Annotated in this window: 10 protein-coding genes; 7 read left to right on the forward strand and 3 right to left on the reverse strand. The window is 64.0% G+C overall.

The features are described 5' to 3' along the window. Positions 1–226: 226 nt before the first annotated feature. From dnaK to HK108_RS16070, 5 genes are all read left to right on the forward strand, one after another. On the forward strand, positions 227–2,089 hold the full coding sequence (gene dnaK / locus HK108_RS16050; protein WP_139467936.1) for a molecular chaperone DnaK: 1,863 nt from the start codon (positions 227–229) through the stop codon (positions 2,087–2,089). Then, complete coding sequence (locus HK108_RS16055) at positions 2,089–2,763, forward strand: nucleotide exchange factor GrpE (protein WP_139467937.1); 675 nt, start codon at positions 2,089–2,091, stop codon at positions 2,761–2,763. Before dnaK ends, HK108_RS16055 begins: the two co-directional genes overlap by 1 nt. A 181-nt stretch (positions 2,764–2,944) precedes the next feature. Continuing rightward, entirely contained in the window at positions 2,945–3,961 is a 1,017-nt protein-coding gene (locus tag HK108_RS16060) for a DnaJ C-terminal domain-containing protein (protein ID WP_139467938.1), read from the forward strand. A 14-nt stretch (positions 3,962–3,975) separates the two neighbouring features. Continuing rightward, complete coding sequence (locus HK108_RS16065) at positions 3,976–4,416, forward strand: heat shock protein transcriptional repressor HspR (protein WP_181272241.1); 441 nt, start codon at positions 3,976–3,978, stop codon at positions 4,414–4,416. A 149-nt stretch (positions 4,417–4,565) separates the two neighbouring features. Continuing rightward, a complete protein-coding gene (locus HK108_RS16070) occupies positions 4,566–5,441 on the forward strand; it encodes a DUF1206 domain-containing protein (protein ID WP_181272242.1) in 876 nt (291 codons plus the stop codon). 117 nt (positions 5,442–5,558) lie between these two features. On the opposite strand, the gene HK108_RS16075 is transcribed toward HK108_RS16070, so the two are convergent. The 3 genes from HK108_RS16075 to HK108_RS16085 form a co-directional block, all read right to left on the reverse strand. Then, positions 5,559–6,887 (reverse strand): lipoprotein 17-related variable surface protein, encoded by a 1,329-nt coding sequence (locus HK108_RS16075; protein ID WP_181272243.1) that lies wholly within the window; start codon positions 6,885–6,887, stop codon positions 5,559–5,561. 241 nt (positions 6,888–7,128) lie between these two features. Next, the gene (locus HK108_RS16080; protein ID WP_181272244.1) at positions 7,129–9,045 is read right to left on the reverse strand and encodes a hypothetical protein; all 1,917 of its coding nucleotides are present in this window, start codon (positions 9,043–9,045) and stop codon (positions 7,129–7,131) included. A 222-nt stretch (positions 9,046–9,267) separates the two neighbouring features. Continuing rightward, positions 9,268–10,383, reverse strand: a complete 1,116-nt coding sequence (locus HK108_RS16085) for a diacylglycerol/lipid kinase family protein (protein WP_229664159.1) — start codon at positions 10,381–10,383, stop codon at positions 9,268–9,270. An 81-nt stretch (positions 10,384–10,464) separates the two neighbouring features. On the opposite strand from HK108_RS16085, the gene serS reads away from it, so the two are divergent. Both serS and HK108_RS16095 read left to right on the forward strand, forming a co-directional pair. Further along, a complete protein-coding gene (gene serS, locus HK108_RS16090; RefSeq protein ID WP_139467941.1) occupies positions 10,465–11,745 on the forward strand; it encodes a serine--tRNA ligase in 1,281 nt (426 codons plus the stop codon). A 123-nt stretch (positions 11,746–11,868) separates the two neighbouring features. Further along, entirely contained in the window at positions 11,869–12,717 is an 849-nt protein-coding gene (locus tag HK108_RS16095; RefSeq protein WP_139467942.1) for an HAD family hydrolase, read from the forward strand. The last annotated feature ends 154 nt before the right edge of the window (positions 12,718–12,871 follow it).

Raw genomic sequence — 12,871 nt, forward strand, 5'->3', positions numbered from 1 at the left:
GTCTGAAAAGAAATCCTCTCCCGCCGGAATAAAACCATCCTCAGCAAAGTTGAGTCTGGTGTACGCAACTTTGATGAGGCCGACTTGACGGTCGGAACCTCGAAGAGAATACTTGAGTCCGGTTGGCTCAATGTGTGCGGTCGAGTGGTTCTGACTCAAGAACCGGAGCCGCCCGATCGCACACATTCGAGTCGCAGGAACTCACGATCTGTAAGGAGAGAAAACTATGGCACGTGCAGTCGGAATCGACCTCGGAACCACGAACTCCGTCGTCACCGTCCTCGAGGGCGGCGACCCGAAGGTCATCGCAAACGCGGAAGGCGGTCGCACGACCCCGTCCGTCGTCGCAGTCAACAAGAACGGCGACTCCCTCGTCGGTGAGATCGCCAAGCGCCAGGCCGTCACGAACATCAAGAACACCGTCGCATCGGTCAAGCGCCACATGGGCACCGACTGGTCCACCGAGATCGGCGGCAAGAAGATGACGGCCCCCGAAGTTTCGGCCCGCATCCTCCAGAAGCTCAAGCACGACGCCGAAGAGTACCTGCAGGAGAAGGTCACCGACGCGGTGATCACCGTTCCCGCATACTTCAACGATGCTGAGCGCCAGGCAACCAAGGATGCCGGTGAGATCGCCGGCCTCAACGTCTCGCGCATCATCAACGAACCCACTGCTGCCGCTCTTGCCTACGGCCTCGAGCGCGGCAAGGAAGACGAGCTCATCCTCGTCTTCGACCTCGGTGGCGGTACCTTCGACGTCTCCCTGCTGGAAGTCGGCAAGGACGAAGACGACTTCTCCACCATTCAGGTCCGTGCGACCTCCGGTGACAACCGCCTCGGCGGTGACGACTGGGATCAGCGCATCGTCGACTGGCTGGTCGAGCAGGTCAAGAACAACTACGGCGTGGACCTGACCAAGGATGCCACCGCTCTGCAGCGCCTCAAGGAAGCCGCAGAGCAGGCCAAGAAGGAACTGTCCTCGGCCACCAGCACGAACATCTCGCTGCAGTACCTGTCGATGAGCGAGAACGGACCCATCCACCTGGATGAGACCCTCACCCGTGCGAAGTTCGAGGACCTGACCAAGGACCTCCTCGAGCGCACCAAGGCTCCGTTCCACGCAGTCATGAAGGACGCCGGTGTCTCCGTCAGCGACATCGACCACGTCGTCCTCGTGGGCGGTTCGACCCGTATGCCCGGCGTCTCCGCCGTCGTCACCGAACTCACCGGAGGCAAGGAGCCCAACAAGGGCGTCAACCCCGATGAGGTCGTCGCCATCGGCGCCGCCGTTCAGGCCGGTGTCCTCGTGGGTGAGCGCAAGGACGTCCTGCTCATCGACGTCACCCCGCTCTCGCTCGGACTCGAGACCAAGGGCGGCGTGATGACCAAGCTCATCGAGCGCAACACCCCGATCCCGACCAAGCGCTCGGAGACCTTCACCACCGCTGAGGACAACCAGCCCTCCGTGTCGATCCAGGTCTTCCAGGGTGAGCGTGAGTTCACTCGCGACAACAAGAACCTCGGCACCTTCGAGCTGACCGGTATCGCTCCGGCTCCGCGCGGTGTGCCGCAGATCGAGGTCGCCTTCGACATCGACGCCAACGGCATCGTCCACGTGTCGGCCACCGACAAGGGCACCGGCACCGAGCAGTCGATGACGATCACCGGCGGTTCCGCACTGCCGAAGGAAGACATCGACCGCATGGTCCGCGAGGCCGAGGAGCACGCAGAAGAGGACAAGAAGCGCCGTGAGGCTGCCGACGTCCGCAACAATGCGGAGAACCTCGCCTACCAGACCGAGAAGCTGCTGACCGACAATGCCGACAAGCTGCCGGAAGAGCTCAAGACCGAGATGCAGGGCGATGTCGACGCCGTCAAGGAAGCCCTCAAGGGTGAAGACGACGACGCCGTGAAGAGCGCCTACGACAAGCTCGTGGAGAACCAGCAGAAGATCGGCGAAGCCATCTACAGCCAGCAGGGCGGTGCCGAAGGCGCCGAAGCTGCCGGTGAAGGCGCAGCCGATGCGAGCGCAGACGACGATGTCGTCGACGCCGAAGTTGTCGACGATGAGGATGAGGAGAAGAAGTAATGACTGCCGAGGGCAACGACAAGTCGTCCGAGGAGCCAGGCTTCACCTTCAGTGACAAGCGCCGGGTCGATCCGAACACCGGTGAGGTCCGTCCCGAGGCCGACGCCCAGTCGGCCTCGGCCGGGGCCGGCGAGGAGCCGACCGCGGACCCGAATGCCGAACAGGCTGCCGCGGCCGATGCCAGCGACCTCGGTGTGGACATCCCGTCCGATGCCTCGGGTCTCGAGGACATCGAGCCGGAGGCCGAGCCCGAACCGGGTTCTGAGGCAGCGGGATACCTGGCCGACCTCAAGCGCATCAACGCCGAATATGCGGCCTACCGGATGCGGGCCGACCGCGAACGTGAGCGTGCGGCGCTCGGCGGCACGATCAAGGTCGTCGAGGCCCTGATTCCCGTGCTCGACGAGGTCAAGCTCGCTCGCGACAACGGCGATGTCACCGGGCCCTTCGAGACCCACGTGAACAAGCTCGTCGAATCGCTGAACAAGCTCGGCGTCGAACAGTACGGAGAGGTCGGCGACGAGTTCGATCCGAACATCCACGAGGCGCTCATGCAGCAGCCTTCGGATGAGGTCGAGAATCCGACGCTCTTCCTGGTCATGCAGCCGGGCTACCGGATCGGGGAGCGCATCATCCGCGCCGCCCGCGTCGGTGTCCAGCAGCCGGAGGACTGAGCAGCGACCATGATCGCCGAGGCGGCCGCCCGCCCCGCACGCCGGTTCACCGACGTGCGGGGCCGGGGAACCGCCTCGGCGGCGGTCCGGATCTTCGGGGCATCGCCCCGGGGATGCGGATTGTGAGAGGACAAGTGAATACCCTGATGACAGGATTGATTGGAAGGAAAGGAGGTGCCAGGTGAATACCGGACCTCAGAATGATTGGTTCGACAAGGACTTCTACAAAACCCTCGGCGTCTCCAAGGATGCTTCCGACGCCGAGATCAAGAAGGCTTATCGCAAGCTCGCGCGCAAGTATCACCCGGACGCCAACCCCGGTGATGAGAAGGCCGAGGAGAAGTTCAAGGAGATCGGCCAGGCCCACCAGGTGCTCTCCGACAAGGAATCCCGGGCCCAGTACGATCAGGTCCGTGCCATGGGCGGCGGCGCCAGGTTCAGCGCCGGTTCCGGTGGACCCGGCGGGGCTGCCGGCGGCGGATTCGACGACGTGTTCTCCGACCTCTTCGGAGGCGGCGGACGCACCCGGACCCGCACGACCTACGGCGGTGGGGGAGACGTTCCCCCGGACCTGGCGGATCTGCTCGGCGGATTCGGCGGAGGCTTCGGCGGTGGCGGCGGATACGGCGGCTACCAGCCTCCGGTCAAGGGCGGCGACATCAAGTCGAGCACGACGCTGTCGTTCACCGAAGCCATCGACGGCGCCTCGGTGAAGCTGAACATGCCCGGCGGGAAGCCGCTGACCGTGCGCACCCCGATCGGGGTCAAGGACGGACAGAAGATCCGCCTGGCCGGCAAGGGCAAGGCCAGCCCCAACGGCGGCGAGCCCGGAGACGTCATCCTCACCGTGCACGTGAGCCCGCACCCGGTCTTCACCCGCGATGGTGACAACCTGCGGATGGATCTGCCGATCAGCTTCGACGAGGCGGCCCTCGGCGCCGAGGTCAAGGTGCCGACTCTGGGCGGGATGCCCGTCAAGGTCAAGGTCGCACCGGGTACACCGTCGGGACGGACCCTGCGCGTGCGGGGCAAAGGTGTGAAGACGAAGAAGGGCACCGGCGATCTGCTGGCGACAGTCGAGATCGTGGCGCCGAAGAACCTGTCCAAGGAAGCCAAGCAAGCGGTCGAGTCGTTCAAGGCCGCCACTGAAGGTGAGGACCCACGCGCCGGCTTGCTGGACAAAGCCAAGGCCAGCTGAGGTGGTGAATCACAATGCACATTTCATCGAGTGCGGCGGTGTATGTCATCTCGGTGGCCGCGGATCTGGCGGGCATGCACCCGCAGACGCTGCGGCAGTATGACCGACTGGGTCTCGTCTCTCCGGAACGCACTGCGGGCCGGGGCCGGCGTTATTCCGGGAAGGACATCGCCAAGCTGCGACTGATCCAGCAGCTGTCGCAGGACGAGGGAGTCAACCTCGTCGGGATCAAGAAGATCATCGACCTGCAGAATCAGGTCGATGCGCTCAAGAGCCGCAACGAGGAGCTTGAGGACGAGGTTCGGGCACGCCGGTCGGTGCAGGAACGCGATGCGCGTGTCTTCGCGGCCGGAACCGTGGGCGGAGACGTCGTCTCGATCTCGAGGGGACGACGCCCACAGGGTCGCCCTGAGCCGGGAGCTCTGGTGCTGTACAACCGGTACCGACGCGGCTGATCCTGACGAGGCCCGACTGGGACGCTGAGAACAGCGTCGAGGCGGAGTGCGAACCGAACTTTCGGTGCGCACTCCGCCTTTTCGCGTTGCTCGACGAATCCAGTTCATTGCGGCGCAGAAAAGTACACGTGTTGTGCGACACTGACTCTGTGAACGAGAAAGAGAAGGTTCGACAGGTCGCCGACAGTGCCGATTCGGCGGCTCAGGAAGCCGCGGACAGCCGCTGGTTCGAGCGTGTGGCCCGCGCGGGCTTCATTGCCAATGGGTTGGTCCACGCGATCCTCGGTGCGACGGCCGTGACGATCGGCCTGGGGCAGGGCGGCGGCGAAGCCGACCAGGCCGGAGCGGTCGGACAGATCGCTTCACAGCCCTTCGGCCTGGTGCTGATCGTGATCTGCTTCCTCGGCTGTGCGCTGATGGCGTTGTGGTGCTTGGTCAACGCGTTCTTCGGTGCGTCGTCGCTGCGCGGTGCCGGAACTCGCGACCCGCAGGAGAAGCAGGGGAGGAAACAGTGGATCGACTTCTTCTCGACGGTCGGTTCTGCCATTGCCTATGTTGTGGTTGCCGCGACCTTCTCCCAGTTCGTCTTCGGCGGAGGATCGGACTCGGGCAAAGTGAGCTCACAGGCCTCGACGACCGTGGCGAAGGCCCCGGGCGGACTGTATATCCTCATGGCTGCCGGCGCCGTGATTGCGCTCATCGGCATCGTGTTCTGTATCAATGGTCTGCGCCGGAAGTGGAAAGATGAGCTTCGTCGGCCGCGCAGCGCGTTCACCCGCTTCCTCGTCGGATTCACCGGTGTTGTCGGGTATCTGGGCAAAGGTGCGACGCTGCTGTCGGTGGGCATCCTCATCGTGGTGTCTGCGGCGACCGGTGATCCGGAGGAGTTCACTGGTATCGACGGTGCGCTCAAGGGCATGCGCGATCAGCCGTTCGGGCCGTATCTGCTGTTGGCCGTGGGTCTCGGCCTGGTCCTCTACGGGGTCTTCCTCGCCCTGCGCTCGAGGTACGACCGCATGGAATGAGCTGTCTTCTGCTTTGTTGCAGCGAAAAGAAGAAGGGCGCGAACCCAACTGGGTTCGCGCCCTTCTTCGACTCACGCCCGCCTCAGTCGAGCCGGCATGTTCTCAAGTCGGTCGCTATCAGATCTCAGCGGGATCTTTGGCAACCTTCTTGCGGCGCATGGTCATGGCGACTGCAACTCCACCGATGAGGAGGAGGCCGGCGCCGCCGACCAGGCCGGTCAGCTCGGTACCGGTGCGGGGCAGGTCGCCGCCGTTGCCGGCGTCTCCGTTGTCGCCATCATCGTTTCCGCCGTTACCGTCTTCATTGCCGTCGCCGCCACCGGCGTTCGGGTCTTCCTCGACCGAGAAGTCACCGGTCAGTTCGTCATCGCCGCAGGTGACGGTGACGTCGTATTCGCCGACGTAGGCCGATGCGTTGGAGGCGCTGGTGCCATAGACGTTGACGTTGGCCTTGCCTTCGTCGTCAGCCTGGACGGTCTTGTCGAAGGCGGTGACGCTCGACTCGCCCTTGGGATTGACGAGGAAGCGGACGTCTTCACCGGGTTCGCAGTTCTCGACGGCGAGGGTAACGCCCTTGTCTTCCTTGACGAAGTCAGCAGGCGTGATCGACTCGGGGGAGACGGTCAGCTTGGCTTCTTCAACCGGAGCGGTGGGCTCTTCGGTTTCGTCTTCGGTGATGACGAAGTCCTGAGCCGGGGAGTTGGTTTCCGACTCCTGGTCGACGCCCCAGACGGAGTAGTCGCCGGCCGGAAGCGCCTCGTCGCCCTCAAACTTCAGGGTTGCGGAGATCTTTCCTTCGTCGTCGGCTTCGACTTCATTGGTCGCGAACGGCGACGTTGCGTTGCCGCCGACGACGGTGACCTTGCTGTTCGGGGTGAAGCCCTCACCGGTGACCTTGATGCCGTTCTCTGCGAACTCGCTCTCCGTGAACTTGTCGGCGTTGAGCGAGACCTTCGGGTCGACCTCGGGAGCCTCGGGCTCGTCTGTGTCGTCGACGACGGAGAAGCTCAGCCCGTCATAGGTGCGCTCCTCGCCATCGCGAGTGATCGTGACGGAGAAGTCGACCTTGCCGTTCTCGATGTCTTCGGCGGGCTGAGTCGAGTAGATGTTGTATTCGAAGGTATCGCCCTCAGCAGTTCCGGCTTCGCCGGTGAGCGAATCCGAGATCTTGTCTCCGGCTTCAAGACCGGTGATCGTGACGACGATTCCCTTGTCCTTGTTGGCGAGGTCCTCGGCGGTGATCTCCTTGGGGGAGGTTGTCACCTTCGCTTCGATGGCCTGCGCCTCAGCCTCAGGCGACTCCGAAGGAGTGCTCTCCTGGGCGTCGCCGGAGTTCTTGACGACAGTGTGCGAGTAGCTGTCCGAACCGGGAGCAGCGATGACTGGGGATGCGGCCAGGCCGGTGATGGCGATGGCCACCGCGGGGGCGAGGGCGAGCTTCTTCATGTATTTCCTTAGAAAATTACAGCTGGGTGTGAAGTATTACGAATGTAACAGTAATGCAACATTCACCACACACATAGTTGTGGTCGTTTTGTTCAGCACTGACGTCGGCTCTGTTGCAGAGTTCATTCTTCATTCACCCTGAACACCCGGTTCGTCACAGACTGCAGAACAGAAGGAGGGGCGGCTCAGCGTGTGCTGAGCCGCCCCTCCCTCTCGATTCAGGTCATCCGCCTGGCTCGGATCAGAAGCTCGTCGGAGTCTGTCCGAACTTGTTCTTGCGGCCGGTCAGTGCGATCGCGGCACCACCGACGAGGAGGAGCAGGGCTCCCGTCGTCAGTCCACCGAGGTCGGCACCGGTGCGAGGCAGCTGGCTGCCGTCATCTCCACCGCCGTTGCCGGCATTGCCGTTGTCCCCGCCGTCAGATCCGCCGCCATTGGCGCCTTCGGTAACTGTGAAGGAGTCTTTCATGGTGTCGTCGCCGCAAGTTGCGGTTGCGGTGTACGCACCGACGTAGGCGGAGACATCCGACGAGGTGCCGAAGACGTTGACCGAGGCATTGCCTTCGTCGTCAGCTTTGACGGTGTTCTCATAGGCCGTGACGTTGATGCCCTTCGGGTTGACCTCGAAGTGGACATCTGCGCCGGGCTCGCAGTTCTCGACGGCGAGGGTGACGCCCTTCTTCTCGTTGGCGAAGTCCGCCGCCTCGATCGTCTTCGGCGAAACCGTGAAGGAAGCCTCGGCTGGAGCTTCGGTCTCGCCGTCGTCTCCGTCGTCGCCGTCATCCTTGCCGTCGTCATTGCCGTCTTCGTTGCCGTCGTCCCCGTCGTCTTCGCCGACAACGTTGATGGTGCCGTTGAGGGTCTCCGACTCGGTGCCTTCGCGGTCGATGGTGACAGTGAATGGCACCTCGCCGACCTCGAGGTTGTCGGGGTTGCCCTCGTACCAGAGGTGGAGCTTGTAGTCGCCGTCGGCCTCTGCCGTTTCGGCCTCACCGGTGAGGGAATCGGTGATCTTGTCACCCGCCTTCACGCCGGTGACTGTGACGGTCACGCCCTTGTCCTTGTTGGCGAGATCCTCGGCGGTGATCTCCTTCGGATCGACCTTCAGTGAGGCATCGATCGGATCGACAGCGTCGTCTTCGGTGATGGTGAAGTCCTGAGCCGGGGAGTTGGTTTCGGACTCCTGGTCGACGCCCCAGACGGAGTAATCGCCGGCCGGAAGTGCTTCGTCGCCCTCGAACTTCAGGGTTGCGGAGATCTCGCCGTCGGCGTTGGCTTCGACTTCCTGGGTCGCGAAGGGCGACGTTGCGTTGCCGCCGACGACGGTGACAGTGCCGTTCGGGGTGAAGCCCTCACCGGTGACCTCGATGCCGTTCTCGTCGAAATCGCTCTGCGAGATCTCGGTGGTGTTGAGCGAGACCGTCGGTTCGGCCTCTGCCTGAACATCGACCTCGGCGGCGCTGGTGAGGGTCTTGGTGTCGGCGTCTTCCCGCTGTACCTGGACTGCGAAGGAAACCGACTCCTGCGAGACCTCAGAGGCGGAACGCAGCTTCATCGTCGCGGTCGAACCCTGAGCGGTGACGGCCGGGCCGGTCAGGCCGGACTTGGCGGCGACCTTGTCGCCCTTCTCGAGGCCGGTGACCTTGACGGTCACACCGTCCTCGTGGAGCTCCTCGGCGGTGACTTCACCCGAGGTGACCTGCACCGAGGCGTTGATGGGGTTGGCCTTGTCCTCGGACTTGTCGTCGTCCTTGGAGTCCTTGTCCTCGTCCTTGGGGGCAGGAGCGGGCTTCGGATCGACCTTCTTCGGAGGCGTCTTTGCCTCGTCCTTCTTATCCGCTTTGTCCTCGGCGGCCTTCTTCTCGTCCGCCTTCTTCTTGTCGGCGGCTTTCTTGGCAGCCTCGGCCTTTTCCTTGGCCTTCTTTTCGGCTGCCGCCTTCTCCGCGGCTGCCTTCTTCTCGGCTTCGGCCTTCTCAGCCGCGGCCTTCTTGGCCTCTTCCTTCTTCTTGGCTTCGGCCTTTGCGGCTTCAACCTTCTTCTGCTCGGCCTTCTGCGTGGAGGCGGACTGGGCAGACGTCGATTCCGCGGCAGCGACCGGGCTCGCGACAAGCCCGGTGAACGCGAGCGCGACTGCCGGCGCGAGGATGATCTTCTTCATTGGAGTGCCTTCAATCTCTGTGGCGAGGGGTGTGATACGGCACTCATCCTAGGTTCTGAGGGTTTTCCAAACTATTTCTGTACGTTTTGTTCAGGTTTAAAAGCGGTAACACTTAGGTGAATTTCTTTAACCGTTTCGTGACCTACTCGTCGGTAAAAGAATGGCTGTCAGTGCCGCCTCGGCGAGGGGACGCGTCGGCCGCGCGAATTCAGCGGTTCTGAGCTAGACCGGCCACGCCTCGGCGCGGATCTGCTTGCGCTGTTCGACGGTGGGGACGCGGACGGTCAGGGCGGAGGGGTCGACCTCCATCTCCAGGTAGGACGACTGTCCCAGCGGGTCTCCGTCGATCTGAATATCGACCTCGTCGCCGGCTTCGATGACGACCTTTCGGCACTTCCGGATGTTCGTGTGCAGCCCGCGTGAGGCTCGGCGGCCGGCGATCGATGCGAGCACGCCGACCCATTGGCCGAGGTTCTTCGGGCTGACGATGAGCACGTCGAGCATGCCGTCGTCGATGACGGCCTGCGGCAGCAGCTGGATGCCTCCCTGCAATCGGCCGCAATTGCCGCCGAGCACCGAACGCACCCTGGCCGAGATCCGATATTCGTCGTCGAACGTGACCTTGACATGACTGGGTTTGCCGGTGAGCTTCCGCGATCCCGCTTCGACGTAGGCGAGCCATCCGAGGCGGGCCTTGAGATCGTCATTGGTATCGGCCATGACCGCGGCGTCGAAGCCGAGTCCGGTCATCACGGTGAAGACATGGGTATCGCCGTCGGGGGCGATCTTCGCCGTCCCCACGTCGATCTCCCGGTTGCGTCCCCACAGCGCGATCCGCAGCGCCCATTCCGTCTTGTCGAGGACGAGGTCGATATTGCGGGCGAGCAGATTCCCGGTCCCCAACGGCACGATCCCCAGCGGAGTGGAGGTGCCGGCCAGCGCCGAGGCGACCGCGCGGATGGTGCCGTCCCCGCCGGCGGCGATGACGACGTCGACTCCCTCGTCGAGGGCACGGACCGTGGCCCCCTCACCGGAATCCTCGGGGGTGGTCTCGAGCACGAGCGGAGGGTTCCATCCCTCGAAACGACAGATCGCCTCGGCGGTGGCGGCCAATTTGCGCACATCGGTCTTTGTGGGATTGACGATGAGCGCGGCACGGTATCGGGCCGCATCATCGACTGCCTCGTCGGCGAGGTTCGCCGGGTGGACGTAGCGTCTCATCGTGTTGAGCGTGCGTCGCACGCCGTTGCGGCGGCCGATGAGGAACGCGGCCACGAGCACGGCGAGGGCACCGATGACGATGACCCAGGTCATCAGGGGGTCCAACTCGATGATCATGTCCCAAATCTACAGTGCTCCGGTCGTGTGCAGGCTGAGTGCCGAATGTCGAAAACACGCCCGGCCCGTTAAGCTGAGAGGGTGATCGATCTAGCGCTTCTCAGAGACAACCCGGCCCTGTTCAAGGCATCGCAGGAGGCTCGCGGGGCATCCGTCGAGCTCATCGACGAGGTCATCGCCGCCGATTCCGCTCGTCGCGCGGCCATCACCGCCTTCGAAGACGCACGAGCGGATCAGAAGTCGTTCTCCTCCCAGATCGCGAAGGCACCGAAAGAGGACAAGCCGGCACTCATCGCCGAGGGCAAGGCGAAGTCCGAGGCCGTGAAGTCGCTGTCCGCGGAGTCCGAAGAAGCCACTTTCGCCTTCGACCAGCTCGTGTCAAAGGTCCCGAACCTCATCATCGACGGCATCCCTGCCGGCGGCGAAGAGAACTTCGTGACGCTCAAGACCGTCGGCGTTCCCCGCGACTTCACCCAAGACGGCTTCGAACCGCTCGATCATCTCGAGATCGGTGAGAAGCTGAAGGCCATCGACACCCAGCGGGGAACAAAGGTCTCCGGATCGCGTTTCCACTACCTCACCGGTTTCGGCGCGAAGCTCGAGATGGCTCTGCTCAACCTCGCCCGCGACGTCGCCGAGGAGGCCGGGTTCAGCCCGACCATCACCCCGACCCTGGTCCGTCCCGAAGTCATGCGCGGCACCGGGTTCCTCGGTGAGCACGCCGATGAGGTGTACCGCCTCGAAGCCGACGACCTGTTCCTCGTCGGCACCTCCGAGGTGCCCCTGGCCGGCTACCACATGGACGAAATCATCGATCTCTCCGACGGTCCGCTGCGCTACGCCGGCATCTCCTCCTGCTACCGCCGCGAGGCCGGCTCCTACGGCAAGGACACCCGCGGAATCATCCGCGTCCACCAGTTCCAGAAGGTCGAGATGTTCGCCTACGTCCCGGTCGAGGACGCCGAAGCCGAACACGAGCGGATGTTGTCCCTGCAGGAGAAGATGCTCGGACTGTGCGAGCTGCCCTACCGGGTCATCGACACAGCCGCCGGCGACCTCGGTGACTCGGCCGCCCGCAAGTTCGACTGCGAAGCCTGGGTGCCGACTCAGGGCACCTACCGGGAACTGACCTCGACGTCGAACTGCACGACATTCCAGGCCCGCCGCCTGCAGATCCGCGAACGCCGCGACGGATCGACCCGGCCCGTCGCCACCCTCAACGGAACCATGGCCAACACGCGTTGGCTCGTGCCGATCCTCGAGAACCATCAGCAGGCGGACGGCTCGGTCACGGTGCCCGAGGCACTGCGGCCCTACCTCGGCGGGATGACCGCACAGGGACCGGAAGGACCGCGCTACTGAGCCTGTGCCGGGACGCGGGGAACTGACCGTGCGGCGGAACTCGGCGGGACTCGGTTGGGTTCGGTCGCCTCGGCGCCGGGAAGAACGACGACAAGAAGATTCACGCATACGTTGGGAGACACATTGACCCCGCACCTCATCGCACTCGATGTCGACGGCACGATCGTCGGCTACGACGGGACCCTGTCGGAGTCGGTGAAGCAGGTGCTCGATCGGCTCGCCGAGGAGGGCCACCACCTTGTGGTCTCCACCGGCCGTGCCCTGCCGGGCGCGCTCGAGGTCGTCCACGCGCTCGACCTCAAGCACGGCTTCGTCGTGTGCTCGAACGGATCCGTCGTCGTCCGCCTCGACCCGGAGCTGCCGTTGGGGTGGGAGCTGCACCATGTCGTGTCCTTCGACCCGAAGGATGCGCTCGAGCAGATGCACGCGGCGTTGCCGACGGCGCTGTTCCTCGTCGAGGATCCGGACCTGCACCGGTGGGCGTCCGGGGCGTTCCCGGTCGGCGAACTCGCCGAATCCGACACACTCGACATCGTCGACTTCGACGAGCTGCTGACCAAGCGGGCCACCCGCATCGTCATGCGCGAGGTCAACGGCACCGCCGAGGAGTTCGCCGCCGCCGTGGACTCGCTCGGACTGCATGAGGTCAGCTACTCGGTGGGCTGGAGCAACTGGCTCGACATCGCCCCGGACGGGGTCTCGAAGGCCAGCGGTCTGGAGATCGTGGCCGAGGAACTCGGGGTCAAGCACGCTCACACTGTGGGGGCCGGAGACGGACTCAACGACCTCGAGATGATCGAATGGGTCGAACACGGAATCGTCATGGGGCAGTCGAAGGACGAACTCAAGGTGCTCGCGAGCGTGGTCACCGACTCGGTCGACGACGACGGACTGGCGACCGCCCTCGTCGACTACTTCAGCCTCGACTCAGCGCTCCTCGAGGCAGAGGGCACCACCAACACCCGCCCCTAATTGCTACCCGACGGCGGCCCAGCAACCTCGCGCTGGAGTGGTCCCCGAAAGTTGGACTGTGATCAACACAAACCAACTTGAAGGGACCATTCCATGCGTCAGGACTGTCTGATCACCAACGACCAAGCCAAGGCCGCGATCGAACTCTTCGACC

Origin of the sequence: Brevibacterium sediminis, assembly GCF_013623905.1 — a bacterium.
Lineage (GTDB): Bacteria > Actinomycetota > Actinomycetes > Actinomycetales > Brevibacteriaceae > Brevibacterium > Brevibacterium sediminis.